This is a genomic window from Streptomyces sp. NPDC060031 (genome assembly GCF_042736805.1).
In the GTDB taxonomy this organism is placed as follows: domain Bacteria; phylum Actinomycetota; class Actinomycetes; order Streptomycetales; family Streptomycetaceae; genus Streptomyces.
The window spans coordinates 64,406-82,463 of record NZ_JBHWVM010000017.1; the positions used below are offsets into that span (position 1 = coordinate 64,406).

General features: G+C 72.1%; 13 protein-coding genes. 4 read left to right on the forward strand and 9 right to left on the reverse strand.

Features of this window, described 5'->3' with window-relative positions; all coding sequences use genetic code 11:
• Positions 1–30 precede the first annotated feature (30 nt).
• Positions 31–1,098, reverse strand: coding sequence for a cytochrome P450 (locus ACFWB8_RS10585; protein WP_385224332.1), 1,068 nt, complete (start codon positions 1,096–1,098; stop codon positions 31–33).
• A gap of 480 nt (positions 1,099–1,578) precedes the next feature.
• Between ACFWB8_RS10585 and ACFWB8_RS10590 the strand changes: the two genes are divergently transcribed.
• The 3 genes from ACFWB8_RS10590 to ACFWB8_RS10600 all read left to right on the forward strand — a co-directional run bounded on the left by ACFWB8_RS10590 (position 1,579) and on the right by ACFWB8_RS10600 (position 5,099).
• Entirely contained in the window at positions 1,579–2,664 is a 1,086-nt protein-coding gene (locus ACFWB8_RS10590) for a cytochrome P450 (RefSeq protein ID WP_385224334.1), read from the forward strand.
• Between the two features lie 62 nt (positions 2,665–2,726).
• Positions 2,727–3,494 (forward strand): class I SAM-dependent methyltransferase, encoded by a 768-nt coding sequence (locus tag ACFWB8_RS10595; RefSeq protein ID WP_385224336.1) that lies wholly within the window; start codon positions 2,727–2,729, stop codon positions 3,492–3,494.
• Positions 3,495–3,611: 117 nt separating this feature from the next.
• Complete coding sequence (locus ACFWB8_RS10600; protein ID WP_385224338.1) at positions 3,612–5,099, forward strand: CehA/McbA family metallohydrolase; 1,488 nt, start codon at positions 3,612–3,614, stop codon at positions 5,097–5,099.
• A gap of 30 nt (positions 5,100–5,129) precedes the next feature.
• Here ACFWB8_RS10600 and ACFWB8_RS10605 read toward each other — a convergent pair whose 3' ends face one another.
• Positions 5,130–6,530 carry a hypothetical protein gene (locus ACFWB8_RS10605; protein ID WP_385224340.1) on the reverse strand — a complete coding sequence of 467 codons (1,401 nt, stop codon included), beginning with the start codon at positions 6,528–6,530 and terminating at the stop codon, positions 5,130–5,132.
• A 310-nt stretch (positions 6,531–6,840) separates the two neighbouring features.
• The gene (locus tag ACFWB8_RS10610; protein WP_385224380.1) at positions 6,841–7,671 is read right to left on the reverse strand and encodes an alpha/beta fold hydrolase; all 831 of its coding nucleotides are present in this window, start codon (positions 7,669–7,671) and stop codon (positions 6,841–6,843) included.
• A 77-nt stretch (positions 7,672–7,748) separates the two neighbouring features.
• Here ACFWB8_RS10610 and ACFWB8_RS10615 point away from each other — a divergent pair, with 77 nt between their 5' ends.
• Positions 7,749–8,345 (forward strand): sigma-70 family RNA polymerase sigma factor, encoded by a 597-nt coding sequence (locus tag ACFWB8_RS10615; protein WP_385224342.1) that lies wholly within the window; start codon positions 7,749–7,751, stop codon positions 8,343–8,345.
• Positions 8,346–8,363: 18 nt separating this feature from the next.
• Here ACFWB8_RS10615 and ACFWB8_RS10620 read toward each other — a convergent pair whose 3' ends face one another.
• The 6 genes from ACFWB8_RS10620 to ACFWB8_RS10645 all read right to left on the reverse strand — a co-directional run bounded on the left by ACFWB8_RS10620 (position 8,364) and on the right by ACFWB8_RS10645 (position 17,712).
• Positions 8,364–9,419, reverse strand: a complete 1,056-nt coding sequence (locus tag ACFWB8_RS10620; RefSeq protein ID WP_385224344.1) for a hypothetical protein — start codon at positions 9,417–9,419, stop codon at positions 8,364–8,366.
• 137 nt (positions 9,420–9,556) lie between these two features.
• The gene (locus ACFWB8_RS10625) at positions 9,557–10,195 is read right to left on the reverse strand and encodes an isochorismatase family protein (RefSeq protein ID WP_385224346.1); all 639 of its coding nucleotides are present in this window, start codon (positions 10,193–10,195) and stop codon (positions 9,557–9,559) included.
• A 92-nt stretch (positions 10,196–10,287) separates the two neighbouring features.
• Complete coding sequence (locus tag ACFWB8_RS10630; RefSeq protein ID WP_385224348.1) at positions 10,288–11,280, reverse strand: GlxA family transcriptional regulator; 993 nt, start codon at positions 11,278–11,280, stop codon at positions 10,288–10,290.
• 73 nt (positions 11,281–11,353) lie between these two features.
• Positions 11,354–12,094, reverse strand: coding sequence for a polysaccharide deacetylase family protein (locus ACFWB8_RS10635; RefSeq protein WP_385224350.1), 741 nt, complete (start codon positions 12,092–12,094; stop codon positions 11,354–11,356).
• 142 nt (positions 12,095–12,236) lie between these two features.
• Positions 12,237–13,196 (reverse strand): SMP-30/gluconolactonase/LRE family protein, encoded by a 960-nt coding sequence (locus ACFWB8_RS10640; RefSeq protein ID WP_385224352.1) that lies wholly within the window; start codon positions 13,194–13,196, stop codon positions 12,237–12,239.
• A 130-nt stretch (positions 13,197–13,326) separates the two neighbouring features.
• The gene (locus ACFWB8_RS10645; RefSeq protein WP_385224354.1) at positions 13,327–17,712 is read right to left on the reverse strand and encodes a LamG-like jellyroll fold domain-containing protein; all 4,386 of its coding nucleotides are present in this window, start codon (positions 17,710–17,712) and stop codon (positions 13,327–13,329) included.
• Positions 17,713–18,058: the final 346 nt, after the last annotated feature.

Genomic DNA, 18,058 nt, shown 5'->3' on the forward strand with positions numbered 1-18,058 from the left:
CCGCGCTCCCTCAGGTTCAGTGCCAGTACTTCATGAGAGTTCCTCCTCCCCCGTGTGTGGACGCAGAGTGACCTCGAAGCGGTCGAGACCGCGCAGGGTCAGATTGCGCCGGTGTTCTGGTTCCGCGACCGCCCGCGCATCGGGGTAGTCCCTGGCCAGGGTCGTGAAGACCGATCCGGCGAGCCGGATCGCCATGGACGCGCCCAGGCAGGCATGGGCCCCGCGCCCGAACCCCAGGTGCGGGTTCGGGGCACGGTCCAGTCGCAGCTCTGTGGGGTGGGCGAAGCGGAGCGGGTCGTGATTGGCCGCTCCCAGGAGCAGGGTCACCGGATCGCCCGCCCGGATGGTGACGCCTGACAGTTCGGTCTCGGTGACGCAGACCCGGGCGTCCGCCTGCACGGGTGCGTCGTACCGGATCAGTTCGTCGACGGCCGCGGCCAGGGGCGCCCGGCGAAAGGCCGTCAGCGCCCCGGGGGTCGTCAGCAGGGCCGCGGCCGCGTTGCCGAGCAGCCGCGAGGCGGATTCGTAGCCCGCGTGGAGTACGACCCGCAGGCTGTTGCGGAGCACCGCCCGGTCCACGCCGGCGGCGGCCGCGCTCTCGGCGTGCTGCGCCACGTAGGCGATGAGGCCGTCCTTGGGCGGATCGGCGAGCCAGCCGCCCGCGTACTCGGCGAGCCGGGCCCGTGCGGAGACGGCGGGCTCGTGCTTCTCCGGCCACAGCCCGGCGTCCATCCCGTCGACGACGGTGCGGGACATGGGCACGAACCAGGCCTGGTCGGGGGCGTCCACACCGAGGAAGGCGGTGATGAAGCGGAGGGCGAGCGGCTCGGCCAGCTCTCCGACGAAGTCGAAGGAGGGCCGCAGCGCCAGTTCGGCGAGCAGGTCCGCGGCCTCCCGCTCCATCGTGTCGTGCAGCGCCTGCCGGTCCTGGGCGCGGAAGCCGTCGAGCAGCAGATGACGGATGGCGGTGTGCTCGGGCGGATCCAGCGTCTGGACGCTCAGCAGCGGGGCCGGTATGTCCTCACCCGCCCGCCGCCAATCGGAGGCGAAACGTGCACTGTCGGTGAGTACCGAAAGGCAATCGGAATGCCGTGTCAAGACCCAGGAACCGAGCAGTTCGTGCCAGAAGACAGGGGTGATATCACGCAGCCCGGAATATGCGGAATACGGGCTCCGCAAGTTCGACGGACGGGCCAGATCCAAGAGTGGGTCCATGGTCGCCGATTGATCCACGAGAACGTCTCCCCCCGCACAAATGGCCTGGTTGAGGCCGCAAATGCTTCCGGTAGAGCAGTGCGATACGCAGGAATCGCCGGTGGGCGACCCGTCTGCGCAGGCACATCTTCGAACTGATCGTCGGTGACGCTACCACGCAACTTGGCTGGCTGGTATGACTACCTGCCACAGATGTTTCCCATGACTCCGGGGGAGTTACGGATGCCAGAACAAGGTCAGACAATCGTCCATGATGTGCCGGTAAACGTCGCTCAACAGCCCAATCCCTACCCGCTCTTCGAGCGAATCCGGGAACACGGGGCCGTTCAGCGCGCACGGCTGAATCCCACCCTTGAAGTCTGGATGGTCACCGGATATGACGAGGCGGTTTCGGCGCTCACCGACCCGCGGCTCAGCAGCAGCCCCGTCAAGGTGAACGGCCTCGAGGAGGAGATGGCCCACCAGGAGCGCACCAACGTCCTGATGGCCAGCATGCTCGTGGCCAACGGCGAGGACCACACCCGCTTGCGCAACCTCGTGTCCAAGGCCTTCACCGCACGACGCGTGCAGGAGATGGCGCCCCGCATCCAGGAACACACCGATGCCTTCCTCGACGCGATCGCCCCCCGGGGATCCGCCGACCTGGTCTCCGAGTTCGCGCTGCCGCTCCCCATGGCCGTGCTCAGCGAACTCATAGGTATTCCAGCCGAGGGGCAGCCAGATTTCGCCAGGCTGGCGGTCGGGCTCATCATGCCGCCCAACACCCCCGAGCGACTCGCCAAGGGAGCGCGCGCCCGGGCCGAACTCACCGAGTTCTACGAGCCGTTGCTCGCCCAGCGCAAGGCGGATCCGCGTGATGACCTGCTCAGCGCCCTGTGCGCGGCCCAGGCCGAAGAGCGCATCAGCGACCGCGAGCTGATGGCCATGGCCATCCTGGTCACCCTCGCCGGGCACGAGACCACCGCCAGCCTCATCGCCAACGGCGTCCACGCCCTCCTTCGCCACCCCGACCAGTTCGCCGCGCTCCGCGAGGACCCCGCGCTGCTCCCCGGCGCCATCGAGGAACTGCTGCGCTACGAGGGCCCGGTCAGCCGCGGCGTCGCGCGCTTCACCGTCGAGGACTTCGAGATAGGCGGCGTCACCATCCCGGCAGGCGAGATGATCATCATCGGACTCGCCGCCGCCAACCGCGACCCGGCCCGCTACGACCGGCCCGACATCCTCGACGTCGCCCGCCGCGAAATGCCCCAGCAACTCGCCTTCGGCCACGGAGTGCACTTCTGCCTGGGCGCCCCGCTGGCCCGGGCGGAGGCCAGGATCGCCATCGGCTCGCTGCTGCGCCGCTTCCCCGACCTGGAGCTGGCGGACGCCGACGAGACCCTCACCCGCCGTGAAGGCATCCTGCGCGGCATGGCCACGCTGCCGGTGACCTTCACACCCCGGGCGTAGGAGCGGGGCGTGAAGGCGGACGGACGCAACGGACGCAACGGACTCAACGGAGAGGAAGTTCCATGACAGCGGCCTCCGGCACCGCGGAGTTCGACGCGATAGCCCCCGGCTACGACCGGTCGCGCGGCGGCACGGCCCGCGCCGCCGGCTTCGCCGACCAGCTGGCACCGCTCCTGGACCCGGCGCACCCCGTACTCGATGTCGGCGTCGGCACCGGCGTCGTGGCCGCGGAGCTGACGGCCCGGGGCCACCGGGTGTGCGGCGTGGACCTCTCGCCCGGCATGCTCGCCCTGGCCCGCACCCGGCTGGGACAGCGTGTCGCGGTGGCCGACGCCGGGCGGCTGCCGATCCGCACGGCGTCGGTGACCCAGGCGGTGTCCACCTGGCTGCTGCACACCGGGGTCGACCGCAGGGCCGTGTTCGGCGAGGTGGCCAGGGTGCTGCGTCCGGGCGGCCTCTACCTGGTGATCCCGGCCGGGGGCATGCGTCCGACGGACGACATCGGGCGCATCGTGAACGAGCTGGAGGACCGGCTGGACCCGGAAGGCACCCGGCAGGACGGCCCGCAGGCGCTGGCCCCGGCCGCCGAGGCGCGGGGCCTGGTGTACGAGGGCACGGCGGGTGAACGGCCCAAGACCTTCGAGGTGTCGCCGCAGGACATGGCGCGCTCCCTGTCCGGCGGTCTGTTCACCGGCGCCTGGCCGGTCCGGGGCGACGAAGTCCGCGTCGTGGACGAGGCCCGCGCCCGGCTCCTGGCCCTGCCGGACCCGGCCGTACCCCGGGTGCGCCACCTGGCCGACTTCGTCATGGTGTTCACCCGCACCGCCTGATCCCGCGGTGCGGGGCCGTCCTGCCGGGCGTGTTCCGCGGGCACGGCCCCCTCCGCGGGCACGGCCCCCCTCCGCGGGCTTCACGCCGCATTCACCGGAGGCTGTCACCGTCGCCGTATGGACCTCAGTAGACGAGAACTGCTGGCAACCGGAGCGGCCGCGGCCGCCGCCCCCCTCACCCCCGCCGACCCCGGTCCGGGCCCCGGCCCCGCCCCGGGCTCCCGCCCCGAGACCGCCACCCGCACCCTGCGCGGCACGATCGCACCCGGGGCCCCGGACTTCGTGTACATACCCCTGGAAGTCCCGCCGGGGACACGCGAGTTACGGATCGCGTACACCTACGACAAACCGCCGGTACCGGCCGGCACCCCCGGCAACGCACTCGACATCGGCATCTTCGACCAGCGCGGCACCGCCCTGGGCGGCCGTGGCTTCCGCGGCTGGTCGGGCGGCGCCCGCGGCGAGTTCTTCCTCCGCGCGGACGACGCCACCCCCGGCTACCTGCCCGGCGCCATCGAACCCGGCCGCTGGTACCTGGCGCTGGGCCCGTACACGGTGGCACCCCAGGGCCTCGCCTACGAGATCACCGCCGCCTTCACCCCCGGCCGGCCGCAGGCGCCCGCAGTCCCCGCCCATCCGCCGCAGCGCGTCCGGGGCCGCGGCCGCGCCTGGTACCGGGGCGACTGCCATCTGCACTCCGTGCACTCCGACGGCCGGCGCACCCCCGCCGAGCTCGCCGCGCTCGCCCGCGGGGCGGGTCTGGACTTCATCAACTCCTCCGAGCACAACACCCACTCGGCGCACGCGGCCTGGGGCCCCGTCGCCGAGACCCATCCGGATCTGCTGATCCTGACGGGGGAGGAGGTCACCACCCGCACCGGCCACGTCCTCGCGATCGGCACCACACCGGGCACCTTCGTGGACTGGCGCTACCGCGCCCGCGACCAGCGCTTCGACCGGTTCGCCCACCAGATCCGGCGGGCCGGAGGGCTGGTCGTCCCCGCCCACCCGCACGCCACCTGCATCGGCTGCGCCTGGAAGTTCGGCTTCGGGGAAGCCGACGCGGTGGAGGTGTGGAACGGCCCCTGGACCCCGGACGACGAGGTCGCCCTCGCCTCGTGGGACGCGGCCCTGCGCGGCGGCGGGGAGCGGTGGCTCCCGGCGGTCGCGAGCAGCGACTACCACCGGGACCCGGACCGGGTGGGCACCCCGCAGACGGTGGTCCTGGCCGACGACCTGTCCCGTGAGGCGGTACTGGCCGGCCTGCGGGCAGGCCACAGTTACGCCGCCGAGTCCTCGGCGGTCTCGGTGACCTTCGACGCGGTGACCGGCCGCGGGGCACACGCCGGTATCGGCGACCGGCTCCGGGCCGAGCCCGGTACGGAGGTCCTGATCCGGCTGACCGTGACCGGAGCCGACGGATGCGACCTGCGGCTGGTCACGGACCAGGGCGTGGCCTTCACGGCTCCGGCGGCCACGTCGCTGGAGTGGCGCACCACCGCCTCCCGTACCTCCTACGTCCGCGCGGAGGCCCGGCGTCCCTCCCAGGCCCCACCCCTGCCAGGCCCCCCGGCAGCGCTGACCAACCCGATCCTGCTGGGGTGACCGTGCCGCCGAGGGCCTGGCCGGGTCGTGTCAGTGCCCGGTGACCCGGGTCGTGGCCTTGGCGGTGTCGTTCGCCCTGTTCGGATCAGCGGTACGGGAAGTGACGGAAGCCTTCGCGGTGATGGTGGGTCGCTGGGCGGCCCGTACCGTGACGTGGAAGACCCGCTGCTGTCCGGCGCCCAGGGCCTTGACGCGCCAGGTCACCTGCGTGGGCGTCTGCCGGTCCGAGCCGGGGGACGTGCCCGTGACCGGCAGCCCGTGGGGCCGGGTCAGGGTGACGGCCGTGTCGGCGGCGCTGAAGGGCCCCTTGTTGGTCACCGTGACGGTGTAGCCGTACTCGGCGCCGCCGGGTACGGCGGCCGGTGCGCTCAGCCGGACCACGAGGTCCGCCCTGGGTGCACCGGCGCCGACCTCGACCCGCCCGATCCGGTCGCCGAAGACCTCGGTGAACCACATGCCGCCGTCCGGGCCCGCGGTGATGCGGATCGGGGCGCTGGCCGAGTGGGGCAGCGGGTAGTGCGTGACGTCCCCGGTGGTGGTGATCCGACCGATCCGGTCGGTGAACTGCTCGGTGAACCACAGATTGCCGTCGGGCCCTGCGGCGATCCCGTCCGGACCGGTGTCGGGGACGGAGAACTCGGCGATCGCCCCGGCGGTGGTGATGTTCCCGATCCGGTTGCTGAAGAGTTCGGTGAACCACAGCTTGCCGTCCGGGCCCGCGGTGATGACGTCCGGCCCGCTGTCGGCGTGGGGCAGGGGGTACTCGGTGACGGCTCCGGCAGGAGTGATCCGCCCGACGCGGTTGCCGAGGATCTCGGTGAACCACAGGTTGCCGTCCGGCCCGGTGGTGATGCTCTCGGGAGAGCTGTCCGCGTTGGGCAGGTCGTATTCGGTGGTGACGCCGTCTGTGGTGATCTTCCCGATGCGGTTGCCGGGGTCCTTGGTGTACCAGAGGTTGCCGTCGGGCCCGGCGGTGATGGCGAACGGGGCGCCGTCGGACGGCAGTTCGTATTCGGTGATGACGCCGGCCGTGGTGATCTTCCCGATGCGGTTGCCGAGGATCTCGGTGAACCACAGGTTGCCGTCGGGTCCCGCGGTGATGCCGAGCGCGGTGTGGTCCTGGCCCGGCAGGGCGTACTCGGTGATCTTCCCGGCCGGGGTGAGCCGAGCGATCTTCCCGATGCCGGTCTCGGTGAACCACAGATTGCCGTCGGACCCGGTGGTGATGTCGCTGGGGGAGCTGCCGGCAGTGGGGAGGGGGTGTTCGGAGATGTCGCCGACCGCGGCAGGGACCGGGAGGGGGGTGGCGGCGGAGGCGGCGGGCAGGCCGATCAGGCTGACGAGCAAGGCGGCGGTCAGCCGGTACGCCCAGCCGGAGCGGCGGTGTCGGGGTGTCCGGGACGCAGGCCCGGACAAGGTGGAATGGGTCACGGGGCAGACCTTTCGGCCGGAGGTCGGGGCGGGCGGCCCGCCATCTGACCGAGACCTCGCCGACGGATCCGAGCGCTGTCGGGCGGCTCGTGGGCTCGCGACAGCGGTGCGCGCGCTCTGGATGCCGGGCATGCGCACCGCAGCGTAGGGGCCGGATGACGGCGCGTCAGCCCGCTGTCGGCCAACGGGCTGACGGCCAACCGGGTGATCCCGGGCCCCCACGGCTACGCGAGTTCCCCTGGCCGCCCGATCAGCCGAAGCCTCCACGCGTTCGTCGACGGCTCCTTGCGCCGCTTGCGGTCCGCGGCGGTCACCGCGCGAGGAACGCCGCGGCGCTCGCCACGAACCGGTCCGCGTCGTCGAGCCACGGATAGTGGCCCGCCCCCGGCTGCACCACGAGCGTGGCGTCGGGGAACAGCTCCGCGAACCCGGTCACCGTCTTCGGGGGGCTGTTCAGGTCGAACTCGCCGGCGAGCAGCAGCACGGGTGCCTCGTGGGCGGCGAGCGCCGCCCGGGTGGCCTGCGGGTCGAAGGCCCCCTCGGCGGCGAAGAGGGCGACGGCCTGCGTGTTGTCCGGCCGGCTCGCCGCGTGGTGCTCCCGCGCCGCGGCATCCCACCGGCCGCAGAAGAAGGGGGCGACGGCGTCCCAGTCGCTGCCGGTGCCCTCGTTGATCGCCTCCAGGGCGGCGAACGCCGCCGGGAACCACGGCTCGTCCTTCCGGCGGAGCGCGAGCTCGCGCCGGGTCTCCCCGCTGATCGCGATGCCCACGGCTCGGGCGCCGGGGGTGATCAGGGCCAGCTTGCCGACGTTCCGCGGGTATTGCGCCGCGTACCGCGCCGCGAGGTTGGCACCGCCGGAGTGCGCGAGCAGGTCCATCCGTGGGAGTCCGAGGTGTTCGCGCAGGGCCTCGACGTCCTCGACGAGGCGGTCGCAGCGGTAGGAGGAGGCGTCTTCGGGCATCGCGGAGCGGCCGGTGCCGCGCAGGTCCAGAAGGATCAGCCGCCGGTGCGCGGACAGTCCGCCGAGGTCGCCGAGGTAGACGGAGTCCGACGGGCCCCCCGGGATGCAGACGAGCGGGGCTCCGTCTCCGTGGGTGCGGTAGGCCAGCTCGGTGCCGTCGGGTGCGGTGAAGGTGTGCATGCCGCGGATCCTGCCAGTCATAACTCGGTTGTACAACCTGGTTATGGCGCAGGGTGGCCGGGGTGTATAACCGAGTTGTGGAAGGCGAAGCGATACTCACCGAGGAGCAGGCCGAGCGGATGCTCGCCCGTATGAACGAGGTCATCCGCGCGGGCGAGGAGATGCGCAGGCTCCGCACCGAAATGATCAAGGTGCTGGTCGATTTGGGCTGGACCCAGGACCGGATCGCCCGGCTCACCGAGATGAGTCAGCCCGCCGTGTCGAAGCAGGTGACGAAGTACAAGGGCGACGATCCGCTGCCCCCGATGGAGCTCTCCCTCGCCCAGTACGACAGGCCCTGGCTCGAAGGGCGCCTGTGGGGCCTGGCCGAGGAGATCTCCGAGAGCTGCGACGCCGCCCGCTGTACCCGCCATGTCAACGCCATCGCCCGCGGGCGAAGGCGCTTCACGTCCCAGCACGTCGACGAGCTGCGACGCCTCGTGGAAGAGGACCTGAGGCTGCACCGGGCGGAGTTGCCCGCCGGCTTCCGGGAGGCGTACGACGACATCGGCCGCGGTCTCGACGTCCCGCCGAAGGGCGCCGCCACGGCTGCGGCCGCCGCCACCGCATCGCCCTCCGTGCGCCGCGCCCTCGCCTGCCAGATCCAGCGCGACCGCCTCAGGGCCGCCTCGTGAGCCTCCGGTGACGCGGCGTCACATTCCGTCGGCCGCCGGGGTGGTGGGCGCGGCCGTGGCGATCAGGGTTGCCGCGAGGTTCTCCTTGCGCATCCGCTGGTCGACGTAGAGCAGGGCGATGACCAGCTGGGGATAGCCGAACTGGAACAGCATGCTGATCGCGCCGCCGACCAGCATGGAGATCGCGTACACGACGATCCCGAAGATCAGCGCGCTGGGATCGACGTCGCCGTTGCTCCCTTCCATCAAGGTCGGGAAGAGCGCGGCCATGCCGACGAAGCCGAACGGCAACTGGATGGCGTAGCCCACGGCCATCGCCACCAGGTACGCCAGCATCGTGATGCCGAAGACCCGCCACCAGCCGTCGCTGACCAGCCGGGAGGAGCGCCGCAGAGCCGCGACGGGGCCGAGCCCCTCGCACACCGCGGCGGCGGGCCCGAGGCTGAAGCGCGTCGCGAGCCACACCGAGACGGGCATACAGACCAGGATGCCCAGGAACAGTGCGAACAGGGCGGCCGGCGGCCCGGAACCGTCCGAGGTGACGACGATCAGCGGGATGCAGATCGCGTACACGACGAGCATCGGCCCGCCCGCGATCAGCCCGGCGAGCAACACGGTGCCGAGCACCGACGGCAGCCGCGACCAGCAGCGGCGCCACATCGCGCCGAAGGTCGTGGGCCGCCCGAGCACGGCCTCCTGCACCACCGCGGGACACAGGGCGCTGATCATCCCCGCGCCCAGCATCATCGTGACCATCAGGAGCACACCGGCCGGCACGAAGGCCAGGACCAGAGCCATCACGTCCGCGCCGTCCGCGCGCTGCCCCGGGGGGAGGTCGAAGACCGCGGAGAACCGGCTGTGGACCGCCGCGACGGCGATGCCGATCGCGGCGGCCACGAGCAGGATCCCGAAGCCCTGCACGGCGAGTATCACGCCGACCAGGGGCTTCCAGTACCGACGGAAGGTCGCGAAGGCGCCGCCGATTATTCCGCCCACGTCCAGCGGCTTCAGGGGTATGACGCCCGGCTGCGGCGCGGGCGGCGGCATCCAGCCGGCGCCTCCCCACTGCGGCATGGGCTGTCCCGGGTGTTGACCCCACCCCGTGTTGTGCGACATCGCTGTTCCCCCCTCGAATGAAGGGACACGGTAACCCGCCGCAAACCGCGAGGTCGCACGGGCCCTGCCGGCCTCGGCCGGGCCCGGGGCCGAGGTCAGGCGGGGAGGGCGTCGACGGTGGGCACGACGACGCCGAACAGGTCGGTGACGGCGGTCAGGGCGGCTGCCTGGAGGGTGGTGGCCGGCAGGACGGCGCCGTCCGGGGTGGTGAGGGCCCGCGTTGCGGTGGCCTCGGCGACGACGGTGGGGCGGTAGCCGAGGTTGAAGGCGCCCTGGGCGGTGCAGTTGACGCACATGTGCGTCATGAAGCCGGCCAGCACCAGGTCCTTGCCGCTGCCCGGGGCGGCGCCGAGGCCGGCCAGGGTCCTCTCCAGTTCGGTGAGGTGGAAGGAGTCGGGGAACTGCTTGACCACGACCGCCTCGCCGCCCACCGGGGCGACTTCGTCGCTGATGGCGCCGATGTGGGCGCGTATGTCGTACGGGGTGTTCTCGCCGCCGTCGTTGATGACGTGGATCACCGGGGTGCCCGCCGCGCGGGCGCGCTCCAGCAGGCGGGCGCCGGCCGCGAGGGCTTCCTCGGCACCTTCCAGGGCCATGACGCCGGTGCGGTAGGTGTTCTGGAAGTCGATCATGATCAGGACGCAATCGCTCAGCTTCGGCGGCCGGTCGTCCAGGCCGCTGAGGTCGCGCAAGGTCGTGGAGGGAAGGGTCGTGGAGTGCTGGTGCGTGCTCATGGGGGTGCCTTTCGGAGGGAAATGAGGCAGGGCGAAGCCATGCGCCGTGCCTGCGCATCGCGTAGGGGGGCGGTACCGGTGGGTGGAGGCGGTCAGTCGGCCTGGGTGCGCAAGCGGCGGCGGTAGGCGGCGGGGGTGGTGGCGAGCTGCCGCCTGAACGCCCGGTGCAGGGTCTCCGCCGAGCCGAGCCCGGCAGCGGTCGCCACGTGGTCGAGCGGATCGTCGGTGGTCTCCAGCACGCGCCGGGCCACCTCCACCCGGGCGGCTTCGACGTAGGCGGCGGGACTGGCGCCGGTCTCCTGTTTGAAGACGCGGGCGAAGTGCCGCTCGCTCAGGCACATCCGGGTCGCCAGCACCTCGGCGGACAGGTCCTCGTCCAGGTGGTCGGCCATCCACAGCCGCAGCTCGTCGATGTCACGACGGGCGGGGGCGGGCCGGCTGAGCGGTACGGAGAACTGGCTCTGCCCGCCCTGCCGCTTGAGGTACATCACCAGCTGCCGGGCCACCGCCAGCGCGACGTCCTCGCCCAGGTCCTCGGCCACCAGGGCCAGCGCGAGGTCCAGGCAGGCGCTGATCCCGGCGCCCGTCCACAGCCGGCCGCGGTCGGCGCGGACGAAGATCGGGTCCGGATCGACCGTGACACCCGGGTGGTCGGCGGCGAGCTGGGCGGCGGTCGACCAGTGTGTGGTCGCCGTCTTCCCGTCCAGTAGGCCCGCCGCCGCCAGCACGTGAGCCCCCACGCACACCGACGCCACCCGCCGGGCGTACGGAGCGGTCTCCTTCACCCATGCCACGACATCGGCGTCGATACGGGCCACGGGGCCGTCGTCGGCCATGTCGACCGCACCGGGCACCAGCAGGGTGTCCACCTGCCGGCCGACCTCGTCGAAGGAGAGGTCGGCCAGCAGCCGCACACCCGCCGAGGTCCGCACCTCGCCGCAGGCCGGCCCGGCGAGGCGGACCTGGTAGCCGGCGCGGCCGGCGGTCTCCCGGTTGGCCAGGGCGAAGACCTCGGCCGGGCCGGCGACGTCGAGGAGGTCGACATCGGGGAAGACCGCGATGACGACACGGTGCGCAAGGGGCATGACCCCATCCTGATCGCCCCCACCCATGGCCGCAATGACGGCTGACTGTCACATCCGGACAGGGAGGGACGGGCTACTGCGGGGTGAGGAGGTGGCGGAGGCCGACGATCTCGTAGCCCCGCTGGAGGGCCGCATCGATGATCCGGGGCAGGGCCAGGGCGTCGAGGACGACACCGTCGCCGTTGCTGCCGACGTGCATCTGCAGGATCGCGCCCGGGGTGAGGGCGTCGACGGCGCGCCGCACGGCACGGTCGACGCTCATGCCGCCGTCCGGGCCGAGGTAGCCGTTGGTGTCCTGGGTGAACTCGATCGCCGCGTAGCCGAGGTCGTTGACGTCGGCGATCGAGTCCGAGGTGGTGGCGCTGTAGGGGAACCGGAACAGCGGCAGGGGCTCGGACCCCGACGCCCGGCGGATGGAGGCGTCGGCACGCCGTACTTCGTCGGTCCGTTCCTCGGTGGTGAGGTCCGCGAAGTAGGGGTGGGTGTGCGAGTGGTTGCCCAGACCGTGGGCGGCGGCCATCGCGCGGACGGCCGCGGGGTGGGCGTCGGCGAACAGGCCGGTGGGGAAGAACGTGGCGGCGAGCCCGCGCGTGCGGAGCTCGGTCAGCACGCTGTCGATCCCGGCCTCGTCCCAGGCGGCGTTGAAGGTCAGCGCCACGACCTTCCGGGTGGTGGGGATCCGCCGGATCTCGTCACCGAACCACGCCGCCGGCGGCCGTGGCCCCGCCACCGACGCCGCCAGGGCCCGGGAGCCGGGGAAGAACCCCGCGGCCGCCACCGCCGTCAGCACGGCACGCCGTCCCACATCCCTCACGGACACTCCCCTCGACACGGTCCGCCCGTCACGGCCCTGTCTGGACTATGCGAGAGGACGGGGCCCGGTGGCCCGCACCCCGTGCCGGGCACTCGGGTGATCCCGTCCCGCTTCCGGCCTGTCCGATGGGACGAAGCCCTCGTCAGGTCCTTGGTCCGGCGCTGCCGGGGACCTCGTAGATCCTTCCGTCGACGCCCGCCCGGTAGAGCTTTCCGGCCGAGAAGCCGCGCTCTCCGTGGCCGTACGTGATCTGCGTGGAGAGGTACAGCCCCGATTCCACGGTGCACAAGGTCGCGCCCTCGGCCCGCCAGATCTGGCCCGCCGCGTGGGTGGCGATCAGCGGGCGGCCCCGGCCGTCGAGGGTCAGACCGTCGGGGAGGGCGAGGGCGTTGGAGGCGTCGGCGGAGATCCAGCGCTGCGGGTGCGCGGGGTCGGCGACGGGAATGCGGTACAGCCCGGGGGCGATGGTGGTCTGGATGACGTAGACCTGCGTTCCGTCCGGGGAGACGGCGATCCCGTTGGGCTGAGGCACCCGGGCCCAGGCGGGGTCGACCTGTCCGTCCGGTGTGACGCGGCCGATGTTCCGGCCGCCCAGGGTCGTGGTGTAGACGGTGCCGTCGGGCGCGAGGGCGACGCCGTCGATGCCGCCGAGGCCCGAGGCGTACGTGGAGACGCTGCCCGTCTCCGGGTCCACTTGCAGGAGCTTCGACACCGGGAGGGCGTCACCGGTGAGGGAGTGCGCGAGGTCGTTGCCCGTGCCGACGAGGAGCCGGCCGTCGTCGCGGACGACGATCCCGCCATTGGCGCCGATGTTCCCGGTGAGCGGGACGGGGGCGCTGCCCGGTCCGTCCATGCGGTAGACCCGGCCCGTGAAGTACGCGGTGGCGAACATCCGGCCCCGCTCGTCGACGGCGATCGACTCGACCCAGTCGGGTATGTGCGCCACTTGAACCGGCGGAGCCGTCGCGGCGGCATCACACACCGGCGCCGCGTGCGCGGACGTCGGCGCGAACACGCCCGCGGCCGCGGCCAGTACGACCGCCGCGGTCATGCCGCGGCGCGGCCCGCGTAAGGCGGCGCGGAAGTTCCTGGTCAGCCTCATCGGTTCCCCTCCGTGGTCAGGTCAGGTCGATCTGCCCGTGAAGTATCGGCCCAAGGCGTCTCCTGGACCACCCCGCCGCCCGGAGGCCGGGCCGGCCCGCCGCCCTCGCGGCGGCGGCCCGGCCCGTGGGTCAGTCGAGCTGGGTGATGCCCGGCAGGTCGCCGGTTGCCGCCGCGTTCGCGGCCGGCAGGGCCGTCGGGTAGATGCGGACGTCGCTCACCGCGCCGTTGGCGTACTCGCCGTACGCGCCGGAGGCGATGCGGCGGCCGATCTGCACGGGGCCCGCCGCGTTCCAGCTCGGGCTCGTGAACGGGCCGGTCGCCGAGAGCTTCCCGTCGACGTACAGGCTGAGCTGCGCGGTGTCCGCCTCGTACACGCCGACCAGGTGGGTCCAGCGGCCCACCTGTGCCGATTCGCCGTACACCGCCGAGAAGGTGGTGGTGCTGACCGCCGGGTCGTGGTGGAACCCGAAGGCCCACACCTTCTTGCCCGACGAGTAGTACAACTGCATGCCGTTGTACTTGCCCGCGGCGTCGGTCTGCGAGACGAACGTGGAGTTGCCGGTCAAGGAGCCCAGCTTCACCCAGGCCGAGACGGAGTAGCTTCCGGACGTGTCGACCGCGGGGCCGGCGGCGGCCGCGTACCCGGTCGTGCCGGCCAGGTTCAGCACCCGTCCACGGGTGGCGTCCGTCGTCCAGGTGTACGCGCCGCCCAGGGTCCCGTCGAGGGCGCCCGGCCCGTCGGCCACCGAGGTGCCCGCGCCCTCGTCCAGCCGCCAGGCATGCGTGGCCGAGCTGCCGACCGCGCCCAGGGACGCGGCCGCGTCGAGGCCGGCGAGACCGGCCTGCGGTGCGGTGCCGGGGAACTCGAGCAGCTGGCCGCCGGCGTCCACGGCGTACAGCTCGGGGTTGGCGTCGGGTCCGCCCGCCGCGCTGTTCAGGTCGCCCGGGGACATGACGGCCGGGTAGTCGACCTTCGGCAGGACCGGTGCGAGCGGTGCGGCCGGGGAGGTCTGCCAGCCGGCCGTGGCGCCGGTGGTCCAGTTCTGGGCCACCGTGCCGTTGCAGGTGAAGATCACCACCTGGGTGCCCGGAGTGGTGCTGGCGTTGGGGTCGTCCAGGCACTTGCCGGAGGACGGGTTCACGAGGCTGCCGGAGGCGCCGAGCGTCCACTTCTGCGCGCCCGTGCCGTTGCAGGACCACAGCTGGACGATGGTGCCGTCGCTGACGCCGTTGCCGTTCACGTCGAGGCAGCGGCCGAGGGCGCGGACACTTCCGTCCGACATCAGCGTCCAGGCCTGCGCGGGCGTGCCGTTGCAGCCGTACACCTGGACCTTGGTGCCGTTCGCGGTGCGCTGGTGGTCCACGTCGAGGCACTGCTTGCCGCCGCCGCTGACGGGCACCGCCGACGGCAGGGCCGTACGCACGGGGGCGTGCAGCAGGGCCGGCACGAGCGTGCCCGCGTCGACCGTGACGGGGAAGCTGTAGACCGTGCCGCTGACGTCGTCACGGGCCCACAGGGCCGGGGCGCCGCCGGTGACGGTGCCCTTCCCCGAGCCGTCCGTCGTGAGGGTGCCGCCGACCGTGCCCGGGCCCATCAGGGTGAGGCCGGACCAGTCGCCGTCACCGAGCAGCAGCGGGTGCTTGAAGTGGCCGCCGCCGTCGGTCTGGTAGATCCACAGCTTCTTGTTCTCGACGGTGACGACCGCCGGGTAGTTGGTGGTGTTGCCGTAGAGGTTGCCGGGGGTCACCAGCTGGTCGACCGACCAGCCGGAGGCGTCGTACCCGGCGGTGCGGCAGCGGGTGTCGTCGGCCACGCGGGCCGCCGACTCGCAGGGGTCCTTCGGGACGACGTCGAAGCGGCGGCCGGTGAAGCCCGCGTACGTCGAGTAGGGCACGCGCGGGAAGGCGTCGTCGGCGGCCGGGTCGAGGTCGTTCTTCACGATGTAGAGCTGGTGGCTCTGCTTGTTGTACGCGAGGAGGTCGTCGACGTCGGCGCCGTGCAGGTTGCCGCGGTGCGCGATGAGGTAGTTGTCCCAGCCCGTGCCGTCGGGGGAGTGCGCGGCGCTCGCGACCGTGACCGGTCCGGTGACCGGCGGTGCGGGGTCGGTGTGCGGGGCGGTCTGTACGGGCTGTACGGGCTGGGCCGCGTCGGTGTTGCCGGGGATCAGGTTCAGATCGCCGGTCCGGGTGGTGGCGAGCAGGTCGGGTATGCCGTCGCCGCTGATGTCACCCGGGGTGATCTTCGTGTCCGGGTTCCACGGCACGGCGTACGTGTAACTCACCGGCGCCTGCGAGAGGTTGCCGGCCTTGTCGGCCGCGGCGACGTACAGGGTGTGGACGCCCCACGCCGTCACGGGGACGGTCAGCTTCGCCGTGGCCCGGCCCGCGCCGTCGGTGGCGGCGACCGGGACCGAGGTGCCCGCCTGGGCCGTGGGCCGGCTGTCGAGGCGCCAGACGAAGTGGTCGACGCCGCTGCTCAGGCAGGGGCCGGGGGTGCAGGTGGCGGCCGGTGCGGAGTCGCTCGCGGCCACGTCGAAGGAGGTGGTGCGACCCGGTCCCGCGTAGACGACCGGGTTGCCCGAGCCGCCGCCGACGGGTGGGAAGGAGGGGTTGGTGGTGATGTCGGGGGTCTCGGGCGGGCTGAAGTCCGTACGGAACCAGCAGTGTTCGGAGACCGGTGAGGTCAGCTGGGCGGAGGCGTTGTCCTTCGCGTAGGCGTCCCAGCCGTACTCGTGGCCGTCCTTGAGCGCGATTCCGACGGGGACTGCCGCGTCCGATCCGGAGGCCAGGTACGGGCTGGACGGGGTCGCGATGGTGGTGGGGTTGCCGTTGGTGAGGGTGGTGCGGTCCCAGAACTCATAGACCGCGCTGGCCAGTTCGCCGGAGACGTTGGTCCTGACGGTCGAGTGCAGCTGGAGGCTGCTGCCCGCGTCCGAGTAGGAGGTGGCGCCGACCCAGCCGAGTCCGGTGATGGTGCACGGGCCGGAGGCTCCGACGGCGGAGGGGGTGGTGTGCAGGTCGGCCGGCACTTCGGGCGCGATGTCGAAGGTGGTCACCAGCGTCATCACGGTCGAAAACCGCAGGTAGTTGTCGTTGCCGCTGGAGACCGACTCGTCGCCGAACAGGCCGACGGTCCAGGTGTCGGTGCCGTTCAGGGCGATCTTCTGGGCCTGGGCCGTCACCGTGAAGGTGGCGGTGCTGTTGCTGCAACTGCTGCTGGAGTTGGCGCCGCTGGGCACCGATGTGCCCGCCGCCGCGTATCCGCCGTCGACGGAGGGCTGGTTGTTCCAGGAGGTGGTGGAGTAGATCATCCCCGTGGTGCGCAGGGTGACCGGCTGGTTCTTCGAGCAGTTCCAGCTCGCCGCGTACGTGGTGGGAATCGTGATCAGGGCCTTGGACACCACCATCCGCGGCGAGAGCCCGCTGGTGTTGATCGCGTAGTACGAGCGCTCCAGGCCGGTGCCGCAGGCGCCGCCCCAGCGCTGGTAGCCCACGCCCTCGCCGCTGGACTGCGGCTTGTCGTACTGCGGGCTGCCCGAGCACGAGCCGCTGGAGTACACCTCGTCGTAGTGGCCCGACTTGCTCGACACGGGGTTGGTGTACGGGTCTATGTACACCGGGTAGACGACGTCGGGGCCGCTGAGGGCCGAGGCGCCGGGGCGCAGGGTGAGCGAGTCCGAGGTGGTGCTCATCGGCACCTCGTCGACGAGCGCGGCCGAGCCGGGGCCGTCGACGGAGGAGGCCGGAGGCGGCCCGGGGTGCTCCTGCGGGGGTGCCAGCCGGTCCGCGGACGTCGCCCCGGCGGCCTTCGAGAAGGATTTTGCCGCGGGCGCCGACGCGGAGTCCTTGGCCGGGGTGGAGGAGTCCCACATGACCGGGCGCGGCGAGATGTAGGCGAGGCTGCCGTCCGCGGCCGTGGCGGTCATGCCGCCCGAGCCGGTCGCGTTCAGCTTGAGGCCCTCGGCGCTCGTCGCGAGCCGCAGTTCGCGCAGGCGGGGGTCGGCGGCGGCGGCCGCGTCGTGGACGACCAGGACGTCGCTGAAGCCGCCCTGTTCGGTCACGGACACCGACAGGTCGACGCCGGGCAGCACCGAGCGGTAGAGCGCGGTGTCGCCGGAGACCTCGGGGGCGGGGAGCGGGAAGGGCATGGTCAGCGCGAGCTTGTTGCCGTCCTCGTGGGCGAGCCGGACCACGGGACCCGCGCCTCCGCCCGAGAGGGCCACCCCGTGCGGGCTGGCGGCGGGGGACCAGCTGCCGTCGGTGTTCTTGCGGAGCGTCGCGTCGACCGGGGTCCAGGAGCCCCCCTTGCGGACGCGGACGGGCTTGAGGTGGGTGGTGGAGGTGAACGATCCGTCCGGGTTGGCCACGGTCTCGGAGGTCTGGGTGGTGAGCGAGTCCACCGGGACCGTCTTGTGCTGGGCGGACGCCTTCTGCTTGGCCGCGAGCATGCTGCCGGCGGGCGCCGCAGGAGCGGTCACTCCCGCCGCGAGCGCGGGGGCCGCGGGTGAACACATGGCGAGGACGGAAAGTCCCGCAAGGAGTTTTTGAGACAGCGTCAGACGTCTCCGTCTGCTCGCACCGCGGACTCTTCGGTCAATCATCAGTCAAATTCCTTGCAAGAGAGTGCCAGGTGGAATCCTCGGTTCCCCCATGTTTGGCCGCCGTTTCGGGGCGGCGTGGGGGCCGGGAGGCCGGCAGATTGTCGGATTGGTGGGATGTTCGCCCTGCATAAAAGGTGCGCAATGCGTCGATGTGAGTGGCTGATTGAGTTCGAACTCACTGACGAGCCACCGTATTGATTAAGCCTCAAGGACATCAATAGCCTCCGGACGATCACACGACTCGTGTGATCAGAATTCG

Excerpts from the sequence above, each read along its gene's own strand:
- ACFWB8_RS10590 (WP_385224334.1), top strand. The coding sequence starts at position 1,579 with ATGGTCACCGGATATGACGAGGCGGTTTCGGCGCTCACCGACCCGCGG.
- ACFWB8_RS10595 (WP_385224336.1), top strand. The coding sequence starts at position 2,727 with ATGACAGCGGCCTCCGGCACCGCGGAGTTCGACGCGATAGCCCCCGGC.
- ACFWB8_RS10600 (WP_385224338.1), top strand. The coding sequence starts at position 3,612 with ATGGACCTCAGTAGACGAGAACTGCTGGCAACCGGAGCGGCCGCGGCC.
- ACFWB8_RS10610 (WP_385224380.1), bottom strand. The coding sequence starts at position 7,671 with ATGCACACCTTCACCGCACCCGACGGCACCGAGCTGGCCTACCGCACC.
- ACFWB8_RS10620 (WP_385224344.1), bottom strand. The coding sequence starts at position 9,419 with ATGCCGCAGTGGGGAGGCGCCGGCTGGATGCCGCCGCCCGCGCCGCAG.
- ACFWB8_RS10625 (WP_385224346.1), bottom strand. The coding sequence starts at position 10,195 with ATGAGCACGCACCAGCACTCCACGACCCTTCCCTCCACGACCTTGCGC.
- ACFWB8_RS10630 (WP_385224348.1), bottom strand. The coding sequence starts at position 11,280 with ATGCCCCTTGCGCACCGTGTCGTCATCGCGGTCTTCCCCGATGTCGAC.
- ACFWB8_RS10640 (WP_385224352.1), bottom strand. The coding sequence starts at position 13,196 with ATGAGGCTGACCAGGAACTTCCGCGCCGCCTTACGCGGGCCGCGCCGC.
- ACFWB8_RS10645 (WP_385224354.1), bottom strand. The coding sequence starts at position 17,712 with ATGTGTTCACCCGCGGCCCCCGCGCTCGCGGCGGGAGTGACCGCTCCT.